Here is a 19,776-nt window from a genome sequence, read left to right as displayed (position 1 = left end):
CGGGTTAAGGGTCAAAAAGTGTGTCTGGCGTCGGCGTGTCGCTGGGGTTAGATCTGGCCTTTTTGGATGCCTGTTGAGTGGTTGTAGTTGGTGTCGATAGCGTTGTCGTAGAGGGCTGGTCGTCCTGTTTCGTGGTCGGCGCGGTTCTCGTCGTGGGTCAGGATCTGGACTTTGGCGAGTTGATCCTTTCCCCAGTTGGACTGTCTGGCGATCTTGATGGGGTCGTCAGGCAGTTCTGTTTTCAGATACAGCCACCAGTCGAGCATGCGGCGTTGGTGCTCGTTGGTGCGCCCGCGGTGGGCGTGGGCAAGTGCTTTGACTTGGGCGTTGCTCCCGCCTTCAAGACTGTTGGTTGGGGCTTTGACTCGGGCGGGATCGAGTACGCCTTCGGGGGGGTCGGGGGAGACAAACAGCAGGTTGGTTCGGCACCGGCGATGGAGGGTGTGGTAGGCCTTGCGCACGTTTGCGTGGGTCCAGGTGGGGACCCACATCCCGGTTGCGGGGTCTTTGCTCCTGGTTTTCTCGTGCATCCCTTTTTGGTAGATGGTGGAGAATTCATGCAGCTGCCCACCCCAGGTGGCGGCCTGGTCCAATGTGGTGATCTGGGTGAGGTTGAGCGCCAGCCGGTAGATCGTTTGTCCTGCGTCGGTGCGCGGGCGCGAGGTGGTGTGGCGGCGCACAACGCGTTGAGCGTGAACTAAGCAACGCTGCACTTTGGTAGTTGGCCAACACGTTTTGATCGCGCTTGCTGCGCCTTGCCCACCGTCGAGCACAACGATCAAGGGGGCGGGGATACGTGAGAGCAGGTGTTGGTAGTCGCGACTGGTTTCCCGGTAGCACCAGTGCCAGGCAATGACGTGGTCGATAGTTGCGGCGACGATAAGGCACCCGCCTGCGGTGTAGGTGCCGTCAATGAAGATCTGGTCGTAGACGCGCCCGGTGTGACTGATGGTGGGATCAGGCACGTCAACGAGCCAACACCAGGTGAAACGCCGTTTCAGTGTGGAGCGGCTCACGCCGAGTCGTTTCGCGGTGACCGAGAGGGTCTCCGTGGTGGTGCAGTGCGTGATGAATTGGGCGAACGTGGCGGCGTTGGTGACGTCGGGGCGCTTTTTGGAGGCGGAGAAGCCACAGGCTTTACACCGCCACCGGGTTGTGCCTTTAGATGTGGTGCCGTTGCGTTTCATTTCAGCGCCGCAGTGGCAGCGGAGAGTGTCAGGAAGTTTGTGTGTGAGGCTCTGATCTGAAAGGAGTTTCACCGATAATGACTACGGTGTCACCGAAGAAAGGCTATGACCCGTCGAGGGTCAACGCGATCAGCGAGAAGCTGATGGATAACCCCGAGCTCGCAAAGCTCATCGGGGAGCTCTCCACCTCCACCGACGACGCCAGTGAGCTGGTGAAGGGGCTTTTGCAGGCATCGATCAACGCTGGCCTGCAGGCGGAGATGGACGCCCATTTGGGCTACGAGCACTCCGACCGCAAAGCCAAAGCCCAGGTAGATACCGGTGATGGTGGTAACCACCGCAACGGGTCCTACACCAAAACCGTGGATTCTGGCTATGGCCCGCTGGAAGTGACCGTGCCCAGGGATCGGGCGGGGACGTTTCGCCCGCAGATGGTGCCCAAAGGTGTCCGCAGGCTCACCGAGCTTGATGACATGATCATCTCCCTGTACGCGGGTGGGATGACCGTGCGCGACATCCAGCACCACCTTGCAACCACCCTTGGGGTGGACATGAGCCCGGATACCATCAGCACGATCACCGACGCGGTGCTCGATGAGGTGATGCTGTGGCAGAACCGCCAGCTAGATGAGTTCTACCCGGTGATCTTCCTCGACGCACTTAGAGTCAAGATCCGCGACGGCCACCGCGTGGTCAACAAGTCCTGCTACATGGCCGTTGGCGTGGACATGGACGGCATCAAACACATCTTGGGGTTGTGGATCGCTGATACCGAAGGTGCCGCATTTTGGGCATCCGTATGCGCTGACCTTGCCAACCGTGGGGTGCAAGACGTGTTCATCGTCTGCTGCGACGGACTCAAAGGCCTGCCCGAGGCGGTCGAAGCGACGTGGCCGAATTCCATGGTGCAAACCTGCATCGTGCACCTGATCCGGGCGGCGAATAGGTGGGTGTCCTACCAGGACCGCAAACCCGTCTCCCGAGCGCTGCGGAAGGTCTACACCGCACCGAATGAGGACACCGCCCGTGCCGCCCTAGACGCGTTCGAGGCATCTGAGCTTGGGCGCCGCTACCCGCAATCGGTGAAGGTGTGGCGCGACGCGTGGGACCGGTTCGTGCCGTTTCTGCAGTTCCCTCCGGCGGCCCGCCGGGTGCTCTACACCACGAACTCGATCGAGTCGCTTAATGCTGAGTTGCGCAAAGCCACCCGGAACCGGGGCCAGTTCCCGAACGATACCGCGGCGTTGAAGACGTTGTGGTTGATGATTTGCAACATCGAAGACAAGCGCGCCGCCCAGCGGGCGAAGAAAGCGAAACGGGTAACCGAATCCAACGGCTATATTGAAGGGGCGAAAGCCACCGGGTGGAAACAAGCCATCAACCAACTAGCCGTGGCATACCCCGACCGATTCGCGGACTACTTGTAAACTAAGCCCCCGCACACAAACAATCGGACACTCTCTGGCAGCGTGGTCGGTTCTTTGGCATTGGGCTACAACACCAAAAGCGCATACCACATCCCGGTTGCCACACCGAGGATTTCGCCGACCCCAGCTCGGTATACGCCCTGGAAGCGTATACTTTCGCTGAAGAACGAGGTCAGGTCCCGGAAATCACCGATTCCGGACACACATTCTGACCCTTAACCCCACTTTGCCACGACAAGGGGGCCTGTTACCCGTCCAAGTGGTCGATCGCGTACTGCGCCTGTTCCGCGGTGAACTGCTCCCCGTACTCGCTGGTCAGCTGCTCAAACAGCTCGCTGTCGGACATGGGCATGAGCTTTTGGTAGGACTGGGCCGATTTGAGCGCCTGCTCGTTCCAGTCAACCTTCACGTTGTCCAGGGCGTACTGAGCCGCTTCGGGCGGATAGCCCTCGCCGTATTCGCTGGTCAGCTGCTCGTAGAGCCCTTGGTAGGAGAACCCAGACATCCGCAGGTACGACTCTGCGGAGCGCAACGCGTTCTTGTACTCGCGCGGGACCGAGTTGTCTGCGTTCGAAGAGGCGGGCTTCGGTGCCTCCGATGCCGCCGGGGCAGCAGCCACAGGAGCGGCTGTTTCAACCGTGGCGGTCTGTTCCGACGGGGCATCGGCTTGGCCGGCAGTGGTGGAGGTGGCCGAAGGAATCGACGTCACTTGCGCGAGGTCGCTGCCACTTTCCGAGCTGCCGCACTGCGAGGCCAGACTGAGTAGGAGCAGTGCGCCGAGACCGAGGCCGCCCCACTTGAAGCACCCGCCCTTCTTCCGCTTCTGCGGCTGGGCGGGCTCTGCTGGCTGGTACTGGGCGTACTGGAACTGCTGGGTAGCGCCAGGGTCGTGCTCGTTTGTGGGGTAGGCGGTGCTCATGGGGGCAAACCTTTCCGGGTTGGCCTCGCTGGCAGGCGAGGGAAACAATGACGCGCCGCGACATTTCGCGACACAGCGGAAAGTAACCGGCCCCTCCCACACCGCTGCAGGGATCGTCGAACGCCTGTGCGCTAGGCCTCGAAACCGGCCCCGAAAGCGGCCCCGCACTCCGCCTCGATGGCGTCGAACAGCGCGTCCACAGCGGCCGGGTCCGCGCCGGCGGGGATGAAAAGCGTCACGTCCCGGCCGTCCGGGGTGGGGAAGGTGGCGGCCGCCGCGTCGAGCGGGAGCGCTGCCGCGAGCACGTCGAGTTCAAAGCCGTGGCCATCCGCGCCCGAGAAGTCGTAATCAATGTCCGCCACATCCCATTCGCCGAAGCGCACGCGCACCGAGCCGGTCTCACCCGCGGATTCCGGATCTGGCACCACCGCAACGTCGCGCGCCTGAGCGCCCGTCGCCCCCGCGTAGCGCCGCACGAGCGCCGCGATATCCGCTTCGCCGCGGATGGGGCTTGTGCTTGCTCGCGCCACCACTGCGCCTCCAACCAGCGGTGCCCCGTCCGGATCCACCAGGCCCGCGATGGTGGTCAGCGGGAAGGCGCGGAAGAGGGCCGCGTCGTCGGCCACGGCATCTTCCACAGCGTCCTCCACGTCGTGCGGCTCGATCTGGTCCGCGAGCGTGACCCCCGCCCGGGCGAGCAGGTCGAGGCTCTCGCGGATCAGGGTTACGTCGCGGTCGGTGAGCTGTGGCTGCATGGTGGGGCCTTCCTCCCGGCGGGGCGTTACTGGGTGCGTTCCTGCTCCTTATCGTAGGCGGACTGCCAGGGGTTGCGCCGCGAGCCGGCGTAGCGCGAGCGCGCCGCCCGCGAGCATCATGCCGGTCAGCGTGACCGTGCCGGTGGGAGCGGCGGCGATGTCCGGCACGGTGGTGGAGTTCTCCGCCGGCACCCAGCCGCGGTTGACCAGCACCACCTGGCCCGAGTCCAGCTGGAACGGGGTCAGCACCTGGAAGGCTGGGGTGCGGTCCACCGGGCGCAGGCGCAGCAGCACGTCGGGTTCCAGGTAGCGGCCGGTGGCCCGCACGCGCGACCATTCGCGGCCGGCCTCGAGCGCCCCGTCCGGGCCCAGCACGTCCGCGATCGGCTCCGGGTCATGGTCGAAGGCCTCCACGATGTGCTCGTTTCGTTCCTCCAGCTTCGCGTTCTTACCCAGCTGCCAGGGGGCGAGGAAGGTGAAGGCGAAATAGGAAAACGCGATGATTACTATCGCGGCGATGACCCAGCCGGGGGTGAGAAACGTGCGCCACCACGGCTTTCCCGCGGGGGCGGCCTGCGGCTGGGGCGGGTTGGCGTGCTGGGTGCTCACCCGCGCGAGTCTAGTTCCTCGCGCACCCAGGAGATAATGCCGTCCGCTGCGGCCTCGATCTGCTCCCGGGTGGCGGTGAAGCCTTCCGGGCCGCCGTAGTACGGGTCCGCCACCCCGGCACCTTCCGGCGAGTGCGGGTCGAAGGAGCGCAGAAGCCGCACCTTGGATTCATCGGCGCCCCGCGCCACCAGCTCAGAGACGTGGCCCGTGTCCAGCGCCACGATCAGGTCGGCCGCCTCCTGCTCCGGGCCGAACTGCTGGGCGCGGTGCGAGGAGCCGTCGTAGCCGTGGGCGGCAAGCTCGGCCAGGGCCCGCTTGTCGGCCGGGTGGCCCACGTGCCAGCTGCCGATACCGCTGGAGCTCACCTCCACCGCGCTACCCAGGCCTGCCTGGTCCAGCTTGTCGCGCACGATCACCTCCGCCATGGGGGAGCGGCAGATGTTGCCGGTGCACACGAAGTCGATCCGCAGCGTCTCCGCGTTCCGGTTAGGCGCCGACATGGTCGCGCACCACCTTCCGCAGCTCGTCGGCGTCGTGGGCGACGTGCGTCGCGTCCGACCACTCGGCGTGCGTGCCGTAGCCCCAGGTCACGGCCACCGATGGGATGCCGAACTCGGCGGCGCCGTGGAAGTCGTGCTTGCGGTCGCCCACCATCAACGGCCGCGGCGGGTCCACCTCGCGCAGCACGTGGTCGATCACGGCGACCTTGGTCAGTCGCCCCACGTCGAAGTTCGCGGCGCCGAGGAAGTCGACGTGCTCGAGGATGCCGGCGCGCTCGAGCGCGAGGCGGGCGAAGCGCTCGCTTTTCGACGTCGCCGTACACACGCCGATCCCCTCCGCGTGCCAGTCGCGCACCGCGTCGAGCATGCCGTTGTACACCGTGAAGCGCTGCCAGCCCTCGCCGGACATGTACTCCGAGTAGGCCGCCATCGCGCGCTCCAGGTCGTCGCCCTCAAGCCCGGCCGCGCCCATCGATTCGCGCATTGGCGGGCCGGGGATGCGGGAGATGAACTCCTCGTCGGGCACCTCCGCCCCCACGGCCCGCAGCCCGCGGATAAAGCCCTCGCGGATGCCGGGGTAGGAGTCGATCAGGGTGCCGTCCACGTCGAGCAGCAGGGTGTGGGTCGGTCTCGCGGCAGTCACGCCCCCAGCATGCCCAATTTGTAGGCTGGGTGCCATGACCGACCACGCCGCACCACGCACCGCCCCGCCCGCCGCCGCAGCGACTACGAGAACCACCGTCGCCGACGTGGTCCGCGCACTGGAGGAGGCCTACCCGCCCGAGCTCGCCGAGAGCTGGGATCAGGTGGGCCTCATTTGCGGGGATCCGGCCGACCCGGTGCGCAAGGTGGTGTTCGCGCTCGACTGCACGTTGGAGGTTGCTCGGGAGGCCGTCGATAAGCAAGCGCAAATGCTGGTGGTGCACCACCCGCTGCTGCTGCGCGGCGTGCACTCGGTGGCGGCGGACACTCCGAAGGGCAGGGTGATCCACACGCTGCTCAAAGGCGGCGTGGCGCTGTTCGCGGCGCACACGAACGCGGATTCGGCGCGCCCCGGCGTGTCCGACAAGCTGGCCGAGCTGGTGGGCATCACGCCCGGCCGCCCGATCAAACCGGTGCTCACCTCCGGCACGGACAAGTGGGGCGTGCAGGTGCCGGACGCGGACGCGGCGAGGGTGAAGGCCGCCCTGTTCGATGCCGGGGCGGGCGCGATCGGGGATTACCGCGAGTGCGCGTTCAGCGTGCGCGGCACCGGCGAGTTCACGCCGCTGGAGGGGGCGGACCCGGCCGAGGGCGCGGTTGGCCAGCACCACGAGGGGGCGGAGACGCGGGTCGAGTTCGTTGCCCCGACACGGCTGCGTCGGACGCTGGTGAGCGCGCTGCGTGAGGCGCACCCATACGAGGAGCCCGCCTTTGACGTGGTGCAGATAGCTGAAACCGCTGACCTGGCTCATGCGACAGGTTTGGGTCGGATCGGCGAGTTGCCGGAGGCGATGACGCTGGCGCAATTCACGCGGCGGGTGGCCAACGCGCTGCCGGAGACGGTGTGGGGCGTGCGCGCGGCCGGCGACCCGGAACGCATGGTCAAGCGTGTGGCTGTTTCCTCGGGCGCGGGCGACGGCTTCCTGGACGACGCCCGGAAGCTGGGCGTGGACGTCTTTGTCACCTCCGACCTGCGCCACCACCCGGTGGACGAGCACCTGCGCGCGGGCGGGCCCGCCGTGATCGACACCGCCCACTGGGCCAGCGAATTCCCGTGGACCGAGCAGGCCGCGGGTATTGTTGCCCCTTTAGGCGTGGACACCGAGATCCTGCGCATCCGCACCGACCCGTGGACCGTGTCCGCGCACCCCGAGCGCTCGAAGCGCTAGAAGCGCTAAAAGCGAACGTCAAACAGTAAGGAGATGGCAACCGCCGTGCACCTATCCAGAGAACTGCAGCCCGTGCTGCTCGAGCTCGCCGAGGCAGAGCGCGCCGCCGCCCAGCCGTCAGGCCCGCGCCCGGAGGAGCGCGAGCTGGCGGAGCTGACCGCCAAGCGCGAGCGCCTCGCCGCGGCGGCGAATTCCGCCCAGCTGGCCGTGGACGACATGGAACTGGAGATCCTGCGCATCCAGGAGGACGAACGCAAGCTGAAGCGCCGCGAGCTGGATGACAAGCGCCAGCTCACCGCCGAGACGGACCCCGAGCGCCGCAAGGATCTGGAGCACGACCGCTACGCCGCGAAGTCCCGCATCGCGGACCTTCTCTCCGAGCTGAAGGAGGCCCACAACGAGATCGCGGCGCTGCGCAACAACCGCGACAACCACGGCGCGCGCCTGGACGAGTTGGACCGCCAGATCGACGCCGCCCGCCGCGCGGTGGATGCCCTGCCGCCCCGCGAGGCCGTGGACACTGACCGCCTCCGCGCGAAGCTGCCCGACAAGGTGCTTTCGCTTTACGACGACATCTCCGCCGCCGCTTTCAACGGACGTACCTGCAAGGGCTGTTTTATCCAGCTCCCGCCCGCCGAGCGCGCAGAGGTGCTCGCCGCCGACGCGGACGAGCTGCCCACCTGCCCCAACTGCGGCACCCTCCTGGTGCGCGTCAGCCCGGCCGAGTAAAGGGGAAGCGATGCGCGTCACGCTGTTTTGCGACGGGGGATCCCGCGGCAACCCCGGCGTTGCCGGGTCTGGGGCCGTGCTTTACGACGCCTCCGGTAAGACCCTCGCCGAAATCGCCTACGTGGTGGGCAAGAAGGCCTCCAACAACGTGGCCGAGTACCACGGCCTGCTGCGCGGCCTAGAAGCGGCGGCCGAGCTGGGCGCCACCGCCGTGGACGTGTCCATGGACTCGAAGCTGGTGGTCGAGCAAATGAGCGGCCGGTGGAAAATCAAGCACCCGGACATGAAGGAGCTGGCCGTTAAGGCCCGCAAGCTCGCCGCCGGGTTCGACGAGGTGACCTACACCTGGGTGCCACGCGCCAAAAACAAGAAGGCCGACGAGCTGTCCAACGTGGCCATGGACGCCGCCGCCAAGGATGGCACGCCACGCATCCTCGGCGCGCCCGCCGCTCCCGCCGCTCCCGCCGCTCCCGCTGCGCCTGCCGCTCCCGCTGCGCCTGCCGTGTCGCACCAGACCGCGACGCCGGCGCACTGGGCCGGGACTGATCAGCCGCGCACCCGGTTCATCCTGCTACGCCACGGCCAGACCCAGCACTCGGCCGAACAGCGCTTTTCCGGCACCTCCGACCCGGCGCTCACTGACACCGGCCGCGAGCAGGCGCGCCGGGCGGCCGAGGCGCTGCGCGCGCTCGGGCGTATCGACGCCATCGTCGCCTCCCCGCAAACCCGCGCGCAGGAGACTGCCCGGGCCGCGGCGGACGCGCTCGAGCTTGAGGTGATCACCGAGGAGGGCCTGCGGGAGATCGCGTTCGGCGAGTTCGAGGGGCTGACCCGCGACGAGATCGTGGCAAAGGACAAGGACGCGTTCGACCAGTGGCAGGCGTCGCCGAACAACGCGCCCCCTGGCGGCGAGTCGCTCACGGCGCTGCACCGCCGCGTGAGCCGCACCAGGCTCAAACTGCAAGAGCGCCACTCGGGCCAAACCGTGCTGGTGGTGACGCACATGACGCCCATCAAGTCTGTGATCCGCCAGGCGTTGGGGGCGAACGCGGACATGTTCAAGCACCTGTTCCTGGATTTGGCCAGCATCTCCGTGGTCGATTTTTATGGGGACTACGGGGTGGTGCGCTGCGTAAACGACGTGGCCCACCACCGGTAGGGCGGGCCTGGCGGGCCTGTATCTCCACATCTGCTAGTGGCTTCCGCTGGCCACTAGCAGATCACCACTGTAACGGTAATCGTTTTCAACACCAGCTGGGAAAACGCTCGGCTCGGCGTCCTATCTGCTAGCAGCCGGCCGCTGGCCACTAGCAGACATTGGGGTGGGCCCTCCGATGCCCGGAGGTTGAACGCGGAGAAGCAGCAAGCGTACACTCGCACACGCGAATGAGCCGGCCGGGCGGCCGCGGCGTTTGCGAACCACCGTAAAACGGGAAGGCGCAGGTCGAGGAAAGTCCGGACTCCACAGGGCACGGTGGTTGCTAACGGCAACCCGGAGCGATCCGCGGGAAAGTGCAACAGAAAGTAGACCGCCCGCCGCCCCTCGGGGCGTGCGGGTGAGGGTGAAAGGGTGCGGTAAGAGCGCACCGGCGCGGGTGGTGACACACGCGGCCAGGTAAACCCCACCGGGAGCAAGGCAAGAATCCGCGCCGCGTGCGGCGGGGGTCGTCGGACGCAATGAGGCTGCCCGCCCATGTCCGAAGGTAGCTGCTTGAGGCGCCCAGCAATGGGTGGTCCAGATGGATGGTCGCCGCCCCGTCAGGGGAACAGAATCCGGCTCATAGGCCGACTCATTCGCCCCACATCTGGCACGATGGGCCACCATGAAGCTGTACGCCGCTCCACTGAGTTTCCGGGGGCTCGCGAGCGAGTTCGGCGTGCCCACCGACTTCCCGCCCAAGGTGCTCGCCGAGGCGGACACCTTGCGCGACCGCTTCGAGGGCAAGCGCCTCGACGCCCGCGGCATCGAGCTGGTCACCATCGACCCGCCCGGTTCTAAGGACCTGGATCAGGCAGTGTGCATCGAGGAGCGTGCTGCGGGATACCGGGTGCACTACGCCATCGCGGATGTGGCGGCGTTTGTGGAACCGGCCGGCGAGGTCAAGCGCGAGTCCTTGGTGCGCGGCCAGACTATCTACCTGCCCGACGAGCCTGCGCGCCTGCATCCGCCCGCGATTTCCGAGGACGCCGCGTCGCTGCTGCCCGGGGTGGACAGACCCGCGGTGCTGTGGACCTTTGACCTGGACGAATCGGGGGAGGTGGACGCCGCCCACGTGGAGCGCGCGCTGGTGCGCTCACGCGCCCGCTTAAATTATGACGGCGTGCAGGCGGATTTGGAGCGCGGCCGGGTCCACCCGTCTATCTCTGCCCTCGAGCGGGTGGGGCGGCTGCGGCAACAGTCCTCGTTGCGCCGCTCGGCTATCAACCTGCGCCTTCCCAGCGTGCGGGTGGTGGAGGACGCCGGCTCGTTCGAGCTGGTGATCGAGCCGCGCCACCCAGTGATGGACTACAACAGCGAGATCTCGCTGCTTACCGGCATGGTGGCCGGGAGCATGATGGTGGACGCCGGCGTGGGGTTCCTGCGCACCTTGGGGCCCGCGCCTGAGGACGCCACCGAGGAGTTCCGCCGCGAGACGCGCAACCTGGGCTACACCCCACCTGCCGCGGACTGCATCGGCGAGTTCCTGGCGGGCGTGGATCCGGATACACCGCGGGGTATGGCGGTGATGCGGGAGGCGAAGAAGCTGCTGCGCGCCTCCGGTTACGTGGACCTCAGCCGCGCCGAGCCCGAGGTGCACGCCGGTATCGGCGGGTACTACAGCCACGTCACTGCGCCGCTGCGCAGGCTCATTGACCGCTACGCCACCGAGGTGTGCCTGGCCATCTGCGGCGGCACGGAGGTGCCCGCCTGGGTAACCGACGGCGCCCCGGAGGTGCTACAGACCATGGCCCGCACCTCGCAGCTGGCCAACCTGGTGGACAAAGCCGCCCTGAACCTCACCGAGGCCACCGTGCTCGCGCCGTGGGTGGGCCACAACTTCGATGGGCTCGTGCTCAAACGCGCGCCGGAGCGCTCGCGCATCTTCGTCACCCACCCGCCGGTGCTCGCGCCCTCCATCGGTGCGCCGCAGGAGGGCACGGAAGGGGTGTTCTCCCTGGTGCGGGCTGACCCGAAGGCGCGAGAGGTGGAGTTCGCCTGGCCGGCGGATTAATCCCCAGCGCTAATCCTCCGCGCGGGCGGGCTCGCCCGGGGTGACCTCCACAACCTCGAAGTCCTGGGCGAACCGGGAGGCGAAGTCGTCTGCGGCCCGGACGGGCACGAAGGCGATTACCGCCTGGGACGTGCCGGAGGCCGCCGGGCGGGCCGCGGCAGCGCCGCGTTCGAGGGCGAGGTGCACCAGCGCATCCGGGGTGTCGATGTCGTGGGCCTCGGAGGGCGAGTTGAGCAGCGTGAACAGCTCGTTGCCGCGCCGGGAGCGCAGCGCCTTCGCGGCGGCGAGGCTGCGCAGCGTTTCGGTCTCGCAGAAGCGCACCCAGCGCCGGGCTACTGCGGGCTCCGGCGCGCCTGCGTCGCCGGCATCGCGGCGGGCCTCCACCCACTCCGTTACGCGGTCCACGCTGTCCGGCACTTCGCGCAGCGAGGTCACACCGAAGTTGCTCACCGCCTCGTCGATGAAGCCGCGCCGCACGGCAATGCGCTCCTTCTGCTCGCCGTGGGGTTGGCCCAGCGCGGCGGCGACGGAGAAAATGCGCACGCCGAGCTTGCCGGGGTAGGGCGCGGGGGTGAGCGAGCCGTCCGCGTAGTCCACCACGCTGATCTGTTCCGCCACCCCGCGCAGGGCGACGGTGTGGCGGGCGCGCAGTACGGCTAGGGAGGAGTAGTTGTTCACGGCCGCGGAGCAGATGTCTGCCAGCCGGGCGCGCATCGGCGGTTCGTCGCGGTCCTCGTGCTCGCCCGTGAGGGCCAGCGCGACGGCGGCGTCGGCCGCGTAGAGGGACCCGAGCCCCGCCCCGAGCGGGATGTCTGAGACCACGGTGATGTCCAGCCCCGCGGTGTCGCGCGGCAGCACCTGGCGGGCGATCATCGTCTGCACCAACCCGGCAAAGCGGCGTGTCAGGCCGGCAGAGGCACCGCCCTCACCTGCCACAAGCTGCGCCAACGTGGTCGAGCCGTCCACAGGTTCCGTGTATGGCCCCTCGGCGTGCACCGTGATCAGCTCGTCGTCGCGGGCGCTGACGCAGGCCGCGGCGCGCAGGTTGCTCAACCCCATCACCGTGACGCCGCCGAAGTGGTCGACGTTCTCGCCGATCAGCACCCAGGTCCCGGGGGCTGAGGCGGTGTGCGCGGGAGCCGCGCCGGTGCGGCGCTCGTGCGCTGCTTTGGCGCGCTCTACCGGGCTTTTCTCGGGGCGGTTCCACATCGGCATGCGCACCACCCTACCAACGCGGGCAGGTAGTGTTGGGGGCCTACATCACCCGCTGAGAAGGAGTCCGTCATGGCGCAGGAGCAGTTCTACTTCAACCCCACCACGGGGGAGGTCACGCAGGGCAAGACCGAGTCCTGGGACAACCGCATGGGCCCGTACGACACCCGCGAGGAGGCCGAGCGCGCCCTGACCACCGCCCAGGAGCGCACCAAGCGCGCGGACGCCGCGGATGAGGCGGACGACAACTGGGGAGTCACCCCGTCCTGGGACAAAAACGGGGACAAGGACGGGAAGTAGGGTCCTCCGCCGCCCCCGCCGGCAAGCGAGCATGCGCAACGCCACCCGAATCTCGCCGGCGACGTTGCTCGCCGTGCTCCTCGCCACCGCGCTGGTGAGTTTCACCCATCTCATCCAGCACGGTATGCAAAGCGACCTCGCACGAGCGGCCCGCGCATCCATCGGCGATGCGTCGGTTGTTGTCACCGCGCCCGGTGGCGAGTCGGGCTTGCCGCCCTCGCTCGCCGGGGGTATCCGCGCCCTCCCGGGTGTTCGCGGCGTTACCGAACAGGCCGCGGGCATCGCGGTCACCCGTACGGAGCCGCCCACCGTCCTCGGGGTGCAGGTGCTTATCGACGACACCTTGCTCACCATCACCCGCGGGCGCCTGCCTGCAGGCGAGAACGAGGCCTTGCTCGTGGAGGTTGCCGGTAAACCCACGCGCTACCCCGTCGGCGCGCACATCGCCGTGGAGGGTGAGGCCGGCGGGTCGGAGGGCGTCGTGATCGTCGGCACAGCAACCGCGGCGCTGGGTGCGACGGAAGAGCCGAGCTTGCCGACGCTCATGTGCGACCTGTCCACCGCGCAGCGCCTGCTCGGTACCCGAGGGGCCACGTCGCTGCTCGTCGCCACCGACGACGCCGCCGAGGAGGTTTCCCGCCGAGTCGGTGACCTCGCAGAAGCTGCGGACGCGGGGGCGACAGTCGCCACGAGCAAGGCGTACGTGGCGGCGAACGCGTTGAAGTACGCCGTGGGCACGCGGACGATAGCGCTGACCCTGCGCCTTTTGAGCGCGGTGTCTGTGCTCGCTGCCTTCGTGGTGATCGGCAACAACTACCAGCTGCAGCTCGCCCGCAGCACCAGGGACATCGCGTTGCTGCGCAGCATCGGCGCGGTGGGCGGTATCGCGCAGGGCCGCGGCTATCCCGCCGCTCGCGGCCCTGCGCCGCGTGTAAGACCGAGCCTCCCAGACCTGCTTACTTGACCTTATTTGACCTTCTTGAAGGCCTTCTTCAGCTCGCGCATGGCTTCGTCGTAGCCCGCGAACGCCTTGTTCCCGCGGTCGAGTTCTCGCTGGTAGAGCACGCCGTAGGCGAAGGTGTCCTCGCCGCGCTCGCGCGCCGTACCGGCAAGGCGCAGGATGCGGTCGCGGGAGGTTACGGCATCCTGGAAATCGCCCAGCACGGACTGCATCGCCTTGGCGGCCTTTGCCAGGCGTCCGGTTTTCACGCCGGCCTGCTGCGCGGCGGAGGTGGCGTAGCGCAGCTTCTTCACGGCCTTGCGCACGTCGTGGACGTACTCCTCGCGGTCGGTAAGGGGCAGGTCCGTGTCGTGGTAGTACTCGTCCACCAGCTTGTCGCGCTTGATCACCTTCTTGAACGCCTTCTCAAGGTGATCGAGCATGATCCCGCGGGATTCCTTCTTGAGCTCCTTTGGCCCCTCAGTGCCCTCGCGCTCACTGCCCTCGCCGCTGTCCTCGCCGAGCGCGACCGGCGGGTTGGCCAGTAGCTCGTCGATGGCGTCCAGCATGGTGAGGAAGCGCTCGGAGTTCAGCATCTCGACGATCTCCGCGTGGGCGGCCTCGTAGTCCGCGCGCATGTCGTTTTCGATGTGGTTGCGCGCGGAGTCGTCGATAAGCCCGCTCTCGTCGGTGTCCAAAAGCTCCAGGAAGCGCTCCTCGACAACCTCCGCATCTCGCGCGACGCCGAGTACGGCCGCGGTCTCCTTCAGCTCCGCCTCGAGGTGCTGCAGCTCGTCACCCTCGAGGATGCCCTCGAACGTCTCCAGCAGGGAACGCATCTCGCGGGTGGCAACGCGAAGCTGGTGGACGGAATCGAATTCGTCCGCGCGCACGCGCGGATCCCACTCCACGATTTGGTCGCGCTGCACGCGCAGCGCCTCGACCACCGCCGCGGCGGGGGAGTCCTCGTCGATGCCTTCGGACTGCAGGTGCGGCGGCTTCGGGGCGGTGTGGATGCTGTCGCCCAGCGCGGTGGAGAGCTTGGACGGGGAGGAGGACTTGCGCGCGCCCGAGGCGATCAGGAACGAGGTGGCCTGGCGGATGATGCTCGCGCCCTCCTCGGTGCCCGCCACGGCCTCGTCCAACTCCAGCTCCCACTCGCGCCAGGACGTGCGCTGGCCGCCGGGCAGCAGGGACCAGGCGGTGACGTGATCGTCGCAAAACTCCGCCACCGGCTCGCCGTTCTCGCCGGCCAGCTTGGATTCCACGCGGCGGTTGTCCACCTGCGCGATCGGCTCGAGCGGCTCGTTGCGCACGATGGCGCGGACCTGCTCCAAAAGCTCGCTCGGCACCTGCGCCGGATCCTCCAGCGGGAGGCGCAGCTCGCGGCGGCCGTCGCCTGCGGGGATCTTCATGTGCCAGCCGTCGTCCGAGCCGCCGGTGCGGCGGCGCAGCGTGATCTTCTGGCGGGTGAGGCGCAGATCCTTGGTGTCGTAATAAATGGCAGACAAATTGTGCTGCTCGGTACCCAGCATGGAGGCGACGCCGGGCAGCTGCGCCAGGTCGGGGACGCTGGTCTGCTCATCCACGGCAAGTTTGAGTTCAACCTCGAGGTGCTTCTCTGGGGCGTTGGCCATGGGAAGTCTCCTTACTTTCGTTTGTCCACCCCAACCATAGCCGTGGGTGTGAAAAGGGGACGTGGACAACGGCGGCAACGGCCTAGACTTGGCCACCATGAGCTCACAAACCGACAACGTGCTCCGGCTGGTGGAACAGCAGGAGATCGCGTTCATCCGTCTCTGGTTCACCGACATCTTTGGCTCGCTGAAAACGGTGATGATGTCGCCCGCGGAGCTGGAGAGCGCGTTCGAGGAGGGCGTGGGGTTCGACGGGTCCTCCATCGAGGGCTTCAGCCGCATCTCCGAGTCGGACACGCTGCTGCGCCCGGACCCGTCCACCTACCAGCCGCTGCCGTTCGACGAGGCGGCGGGCCTGCAAACGGCCCGGCTGTTCTGCGACATCACCATGCCGGACGGAGACCCGCTGTACGCGGACCCGCGCCAGGTGCTGCGCCGCCAAATGCACGCGGCCCGCGAAATGGGCTTCGAGTTCTTCGCCAGCCCCGAGATCGAGTTTTACGTGACGAAGCCGGGCGCTCCCGACGACGGCCCGCGGCCGGCGGACAAGGGCGGGTATTTCGACCAGGCGAAGCGGAATGAGGCTCCCAAGTTGCGTCGACAAGCGATCTCGGCCCTGGAATACATGGGGATCACCACCGAGTTCTCCCACCACGAGGCCTCGCCCGGGCAGCAGGAGATCGACCTGCGCCACACGGACGCGCTGACGATGGCGGACAACATCGTGACGTTCAAGTACATCGTCAAAACCGTCGCGGAATCCACCGGCGTGCACGCAACCTTCATGCCAAAGCCCTTTAAGGACCTCGACGGCTCCGCGATGCACACCCACTTCTCCCTGTTCGAGGGCGAGACGAACGCCTTCCACGACCCGGACGACGAGATCAGCCTGTCCGTGGTGGGCCGCCAGTTCATCGCTGGCATCCTCGAGCACGCCCGCGAGATCTCGGCGGTGACCAACCAGTGGGTGAATTCGTACAAGCGCCTGCAGTTCGGCTCGGAGGCGCCCACCGCCGCCACCTGGGGCATCTCCAACCGCTCGGCGATGGTGCGCGTGCCCACGTACCGCCTGCACAAGGCGGAGTCGCGCCGCATCGAAGTGCGCTCGCTGGACTCCGCTTGCAACCCGTACCTGGCGTTCGCGGCGGTGCTCGCAGCCGGCCTGAAGGGCATCGAGGGCGAGTACGAGCTGGACGAGCCGGCGCGCGATGACGTCTTCGCGCTCACCCGCCGCGAGCGCCGCGCGATGGGCTACCGCGACCTGCCGAACTCCCTCGACGAGGCGCTGCGCTACCTCGAGCGCTCCGAGTTCATGGCGGAAGTGCTGGGCGAGCAGGTTTTCGAGTTCTACCTGCGCGCGAAGTGGGACGAGTGGCACGAGTACACCTCCCAGGTCACGCCGTGGGAGATCGACACCGGGCTGGACCTCTAGATGGCCGCCGATTCGGCCGCGCTGCCCAGCCCCGCCAAGCTGGGCCTGACCAGCGAGCGCGCGGCGGAGGATTTGGCGGAGATGGGCCTCACCGACGAGGCGCTGCTGTGGACGCTCGCGGGCGCGGCCGACCCCGATCTGGCGCTGAACGCGCTGCACCGCTTCCACCGTGCGGTGGGTGATTGGCCCGCGGTTCGAGCATCGCTTGCCGACGATCCCCTCCTACGCACCCGCCTCCTCGCACTGTTCGGCGGCTCCACTGCCCTGTCCGACCACCTCATTGCCAAGCCAGAGCTGTGGACCGAGCTGCGCAAGGACCCGCCGTCGGCCGACGAGGCGTTGGAGGTGATGCTCGCGGCCGCGAACACCGGCGGCGGCTCGGCGGCGGAGCTGGAGTCGCTGCGCGGCGCCCACCGCACCCTGGTGATGCGCGTGGCGGCGGCCGACCTAGCCGGCACGTTCGCGGCGGTGCGCGGCCACGGCGGCGCCGAACCCCTGGGCTACCGCGCCACCACCGAGGCGCTGACCGCCATCGCCGACGCGGCGCTCATCGCCGCCCTTGAGCTGGCCACGCGGCGCGTCTTGGGCAGCGAGGAGCCCGACGCCCGGCTGGCCGTGATCGCCATGGGCAAGTGCGGCGCCCGCGAGCTGAACTACATCTCCGACGTGGACGTCATCTTCGTGGCCGAGCCGGTGACCCCGAAGATCACCCGGGTGGCCGCCGAGATGATGAAGATCGGCTCCGCCTGCTTCTTCGACGTGGACGCCAACCTGCGCCCCGAGGGCAAATCCGGGGCGCTGGTCCGCACCCTGGATTCCCACGTGGCGTACTACAACCGCTGGGCGCAGACGTGGGAGTTCCAGGCGCTGCTCAAGGCGCGCCCCATGGCGGGTGATATGGAGCTGGGCCAGGCGTACGTGGACGCGCTCGCGCCAATGGTGTGGGAGGCCTCCCAGCGCGACAGCTTCGTCGAGGACGTGCAGGCCATGCGTCGCCGCGTGCTGGACAATGTGCCCGAGGGCCTGCGCCACCGCGAGCTCAAGCTCGGCTACGGGGGCCTGCGGGACGTGGAGTTCGCCGTGCAGCTGCTCCAGCTCGTGCACGGGCGCATCGACCCGCAGCTGCGCACGCCGAACACCATGGAGGCGCTCGACGCCCTGATGGAGGGCGGCTATGTGGGCCGCGAGGACGCTACCCAGCTCGCCGGCGCCTACGAGTTTCTCCGCCTCCTCGAGCACCGCCTGCAGTTGCAGCGCTTCAGGCGCACGCACCAGCTGCCGGAGGATGACGACGAGCCGCGCCGCCGCTGGCTGGCACGCGCCGCCGGCTTCAAGGCCACCAAGCGCGCCACCGCCGTCGGGGAGATGGAATCGCGCCTGCGCCAGGTGCGCGACGCCGTTTCCACCCTGCACGAGCGCCTGTTCTACCGCCCGCTGCTCAGCGCGGTGGTTGACCTGTCCGTGGGCGAGGCGCAGCTTTCCTCCGACGCCGTCAAAGCCCGCCTCGCCGCCCTCGGCTACCGCCACCCGGCCCGCGCCTACGACCACCTCAGCGCACTGGTGCGAGGCACGTCGCGCAAGGCGAAGCTGCAGGCCATCTTGCTGCCCACGCTCATGACGTGGCTCGCCGGCACCGCGGATCCTGGTGCGGGGCTGTTGAACTACCGCAAGCTTTCCGAGGCCGCGGAGGACAAGAGCTGGTTTTTGCGCATGCTTCGCGACGAAGGCGTGGTGGGCCAGCGCCTCATGCGCATCCTGGGCAACTCCCCCTACACCGCCGAGCTACTCATCAGCGCGCCCGAGGCCGTGAAGCTGCTCGGGGACGGATCGAACGGGCCGCGGCTGGTCGAGCCCGCGCCGGACCAGGTGCGCAAGGCTATCGTCGCCGCCTCCAAGCGCTACGGCAGCGATGCGGACAAGGCGGTGTCCGTCGCCCGCTCGCTGCGCCGCGCTGAGCTCGCCCGCATCGCCTCGGCGGACCTGCTCGGCTTTATGGAGGTGCGCCAGGTCTGCGAAGAGCTGACCATCGTCTGGGACGCCGTGCTCGAAGCCGCGCTGCTGGCGGAGATCCGCACCGACCTGGCCGAGCGCGGCGCGGACGAGACGCCCGCCCGCATCGCCATCATCGGCATGGGCCGCCTCGGCGGCGGGGAGCTCGGATACGGATCGGACGCGGACGTGATGGTGGTGGCCGAGCCCGTCCCGGGTGCCGGCGGCGACGCCGGCGAAGAAGCCGAGGCGCTGGCCTGGGCGGCGCGGATCCTAGACCAAATGCGGGCCCGCCTGCACAAGCCCTCGTCGGACCCGCCGCTGGAGGTCGACCTGGGCCTGCGCCCGGAGGGCCGCTCCGGCGCCGTGGTGCGTACCATCGCCTCCTACGAGCGCTACTACAGCGAGTGGGGCGAGGTATGGGAGAAGCAGGCGCTGCTGCGCGCCACAACGGTGGCCGGCGACGAGGAGGTGGGCCTGAAGTTCCTGCACATGATTGACGGTTTCAGGTACCCGCCCACGGGAGCGTCGCAAAGCGATGTGCGCGAGATTCGGCGCATGAAAGCGCGCGTGGACAACGAGCGGCTCCCGCGCGGCGCGGACCGCTCCGTGCACACGAAGCTGGGCCGCGGGGCGCTCGCGGACGTGGAGTGGACCGTGCAGCTTCTGACCATGATGCACGCGCACAACCACCCGGCGCTGCACACCACCTCCACGCTCGAGGTGCTGGACTACCTGGTGGAGCTGGATGATCCGGGCGTGCTGCCCGGCAGCCAGGCGAGGGTGCTGCGCGAGGCCTGGCTCACGGCCACCCGGGCGCGCAACGCGCTCGTGCTGGTCTCCGGCAAGCGCACCGACCAGCTGCCCGCGCCGGGCCCGCACCTGGCGCAGGTTGCCGGAAGCGCGGGCTACGACCCGGACAGCCAGCAGGAGTTCCTGGAGGATTACCTGCGGGTCACTCGCCGCGCCCACCACGTGGTGGACGAGGTGTTCTGGGGCGAACCCGGCACGCTCGAGTACGAGTAGGCAACGTGAAGCGTGGCCCAACTACGCTGGT

17 protein-coding genes and 1 other RNA gene are annotated in these 19,776 nt (G+C 68.1%); 10 read left to right on the top strand and 8 right to left on the bottom strand.

The window, feature by feature from the left end:
- Positions 1-47: 47 nt before the first annotated feature.
- Positions 48-1,259, bottom strand: a complete 1,212-nt coding sequence (locus tag BN4252_RS04705; RefSeq protein WP_143341166.1) for an IS1249 family transposase — start codon at positions 1,257-1,259, stop codon at positions 48-50.
- 5 nt (positions 1,260-1,264) lie between these two features.
- On the opposite strand from BN4252_RS04705, the gene BN4252_RS04700 reads away from it, so the two are divergent.
- The gene (locus BN4252_RS04700; RefSeq protein ID WP_066524898.1) at positions 1,265-2,614 is read left to right on the top strand and encodes an IS256 family transposase; all 1,350 of its coding nucleotides are present in this window, start codon (positions 1,265-1,267) and stop codon (positions 2,612-2,614) included.
- A gap of 247 nt (positions 2,615-2,861) precedes the next feature.
- Here BN4252_RS04700 and BN4252_RS04695 read toward each other — a convergent pair whose 3' ends face one another.
- The 5 genes from BN4252_RS04695 to BN4252_RS04675 form a co-directional block, all read right to left on the bottom strand.
- Positions 2,862-3,533, bottom strand: a complete 672-nt coding sequence (locus tag BN4252_RS04695; protein WP_066526599.1) for an Ltp family lipoprotein — start codon at positions 3,531-3,533, stop codon at positions 2,862-2,864.
- A gap of 131 nt (positions 3,534-3,664) precedes the next feature.
- Positions 3,665-4,288, bottom strand: a complete 624-nt coding sequence (locus tag BN4252_RS04690) for a hypothetical protein (RefSeq protein ID WP_066526596.1) — start codon at positions 4,286-4,288, stop codon at positions 3,665-3,667.
- Between the two features lie 48 nt (positions 4,289-4,336).
- Positions 4,337-4,897, bottom strand: a complete 561-nt coding sequence (locus tag BN4252_RS04685; RefSeq protein WP_066526587.1) for an SURF1 family protein — start codon at positions 4,895-4,897, stop codon at positions 4,337-4,339.
- Positions 4,894-5,397, bottom strand: a complete 504-nt coding sequence (locus BN4252_RS04680) for a low molecular weight protein-tyrosine-phosphatase (RefSeq protein WP_066526579.1) — start codon at positions 5,395-5,397, stop codon at positions 4,894-4,896. Before BN4252_RS04680 ends, BN4252_RS04685 begins: the two co-directional genes overlap by 4 nt.
- Complete coding sequence (locus tag BN4252_RS04675; protein ID WP_230208571.1) at positions 5,384-6,040, bottom strand: HAD-IA family hydrolase; 657 nt, start codon at positions 6,038-6,040, stop codon at positions 5,384-5,386. Before BN4252_RS04675 ends, BN4252_RS04680 begins: the two co-directional genes overlap by 14 nt.
- A gap of 34 nt (positions 6,041-6,074) precedes the next feature.
- Here BN4252_RS04675 and BN4252_RS04670 point away from each other — a divergent pair, with 34 nt between their 5' ends.
- The 5 genes from BN4252_RS04670 (at position 6,075) to BN4252_RS04650 (ending at position 11,209) form a co-directional block, all read left to right on the top strand.
- Entirely contained in the window at positions 6,075-7,268 is a 1,194-nt protein-coding gene (locus tag BN4252_RS04670; RefSeq protein ID WP_066526570.1) for a Nif3-like dinuclear metal center hexameric protein, read from the top strand.
- 45 nt (positions 7,269-7,313) lie between these two features.
- Complete coding sequence (locus tag BN4252_RS04665; protein ID WP_066526733.1) at positions 7,314-7,997, top strand: zinc ribbon domain-containing protein; 684 nt, start codon at positions 7,314-7,316, stop codon at positions 7,995-7,997.
- Positions 7,998-8,007: 10 nt separating this feature from the next.
- The gene (locus BN4252_RS04660) at positions 8,008-9,156 is read left to right on the top strand and encodes a bifunctional RNase H/acid phosphatase (protein WP_066526555.1); all 1,149 of its coding nucleotides are present in this window, start codon (positions 8,008-8,010) and stop codon (positions 9,154-9,156) included.
- Between the two features lie 228 nt (positions 9,157-9,384).
- An RNA gene (gene rnpB, locus BN4252_RS04655) (RNase P RNA component class A) lies at positions 9,385-9,794 on the top strand.
- Between the two features lie 26 nt (positions 9,795-9,820).
- A complete protein-coding gene (locus tag BN4252_RS04650) occupies positions 9,821-11,209 on the top strand; it encodes an RNB domain-containing ribonuclease (protein ID WP_066526550.1) in 1,389 nt (462 codons plus the stop codon).
- A gap of 9 nt (positions 11,210-11,218) precedes the next feature.
- Here the strand turns inward: BN4252_RS04650 and BN4252_RS04645 are convergent, their stop codons facing one another.
- On the bottom strand, positions 11,219-12,424 hold the full coding sequence (locus BN4252_RS04645; RefSeq protein ID WP_066526547.1) for a galactokinase family protein: 1,206 nt from the start codon (positions 12,422-12,424) through the stop codon (positions 11,219-11,221).
- Positions 12,425-12,493: 69 nt separating this feature from the next.
- Between BN4252_RS04645 and BN4252_RS04640 the strand changes: the two genes are divergently transcribed.
- Together BN4252_RS04640 and BN4252_RS04635 are read left to right on the top strand one after the other, a co-directional pair.
- Positions 12,494-12,721 (top strand): hypothetical protein, encoded by a 228-nt coding sequence (locus BN4252_RS04640; RefSeq protein ID WP_066526544.1) that lies wholly within the window; start codon positions 12,494-12,496, stop codon positions 12,719-12,721.
- Positions 12,722-12,752: 31 nt separating this feature from the next.
- Positions 12,753-13,685 (top strand): ABC transporter permease family protein, encoded by a 933-nt coding sequence (locus BN4252_RS04635; protein ID WP_066526542.1) that lies wholly within the window; start codon positions 12,753-12,755, stop codon positions 13,683-13,685.
- Between the two features lie 2 nt (positions 13,686-13,687).
- Here the strand turns inward: BN4252_RS04635 and BN4252_RS04630 are convergent, their stop codons facing one another.
- Positions 13,688-15,298 (bottom strand): CYTH and CHAD domain-containing protein, encoded by a 1,611-nt coding sequence (locus tag BN4252_RS04630; protein WP_066526540.1) that lies wholly within the window; start codon positions 15,296-15,298, stop codon positions 13,688-13,690.
- Positions 15,299-15,395: 97 nt separating this feature from the next.
- Here BN4252_RS04630 and BN4252_RS04625 point away from each other — a divergent pair, with 97 nt between their 5' ends.
- Together BN4252_RS04625 and BN4252_RS04620 are read left to right on the top strand one after the other, a co-directional pair.
- Positions 15,396-16,730 carry a glutamine synthetase family protein gene (locus BN4252_RS04625; protein WP_066526728.1) on the top strand — a complete coding sequence of 445 codons (1,335 nt, stop codon included), beginning with the start codon at positions 15,396-15,398 and terminating at the stop codon, positions 16,728-16,730.
- Entirely contained in the window at positions 16,731-19,745 is a 3,015-nt protein-coding gene (locus tag BN4252_RS04620) for a bifunctional [glutamine synthetase] adenylyltransferase/[glutamine synthetase]-adenylyl-L-tyrosine phosphorylase (protein WP_066526537.1), read from the top strand.
- The last annotated feature ends 31 nt before the right edge of the window (positions 19,746-19,776 follow it).

It is taken from the genome of Corynebacterium bouchesdurhonense, from assembly GCF_900078305.2.
Classification (GTDB): domain Bacteria; phylum Actinomycetota; class Actinomycetes; order Mycobacteriales; family Mycobacteriaceae; genus Corynebacterium; species Corynebacterium bouchesdurhonense.
The sequence above is the reverse complement of the archived record's forward strand: the minus strand, read 5'-3'. Positions and strand labels throughout refer to the sequence as shown.

Bases quoted from the DNA above. Each gene is read 5' to 3' on its own strand.
- BN4252_RS04670 (WP_066526570.1), top strand. From the start codon at position 6,075: ATGACCGACCACGCCGCACCACGCACCGCCCCGCCCGCCGCCGCAGCG.
- BN4252_RS04635 (WP_066526542.1), top strand. From the start codon at position 12,753: ATGCGCAACGCCACCCGAATCTCGCCGGCGACGTTGCTCGCCGTGCTC.
- BN4252_RS04620 (WP_066526537.1), top strand. From the start codon at position 16,731: ATGGCCGCCGATTCGGCCGCGCTGCCCAGCCCCGCCAAGCTGGGCCTG.
- BN4252_RS04690 (WP_066526596.1), bottom strand. From the start codon at position 4,288: ATGCAGCCACAGCTCACCGACCGCGACGTAACCCTGATCCGCGAGAGC.
- BN4252_RS04650 (WP_066526550.1), top strand. From the start codon at position 9,821: ATGAAGCTGTACGCCGCTCCACTGAGTTTCCGGGGGCTCGCGAGCGAG.
- BN4252_RS04680 (WP_066526579.1), bottom strand. From the start codon at position 5,397: ATGTCGGCGCCTAACCGGAACGCGGAGACGCTGCGGATCGACTTCGTG.
- BN4252_RS04640 (WP_066526544.1), top strand. From the start codon at position 12,494: ATGGCGCAGGAGCAGTTCTACTTCAACCCCACCACGGGGGAGGTCACG.
- BN4252_RS04700 (WP_066524898.1), top strand. From the start codon at position 1,265: ATGACTACGGTGTCACCGAAGAAAGGCTATGACCCGTCGAGGGTCAAC.
- BN4252_RS04625 (WP_066526728.1), top strand. From the start codon at position 15,396: ATGAGCTCACAAACCGACAACGTGCTCCGGCTGGTGGAACAGCAGGAG.
- BN4252_RS04645 (WP_066526547.1), bottom strand. From the start codon at position 12,424: ATGCCGATGTGGAACCGCCCCGAGAAAAGCCCGGTAGAGCGCGCCAAA.
- BN4252_RS04695 (WP_066526599.1), bottom strand. From the start codon at position 3,533: ATGAGCACCGCCTACCCCACAAACGAGCACGACCCTGGCGCTACCCAG.
- BN4252_RS04660 (WP_066526555.1), top strand. From the start codon at position 8,008: ATGCGCGTCACGCTGTTTTGCGACGGGGGATCCCGCGGCAACCCCGGC.
- BN4252_RS04630 (WP_066526540.1), bottom strand. From the start codon at position 15,298: ATGGCCAACGCCCCAGAGAAGCACCTCGAGGTTGAACTCAAACTTGCC.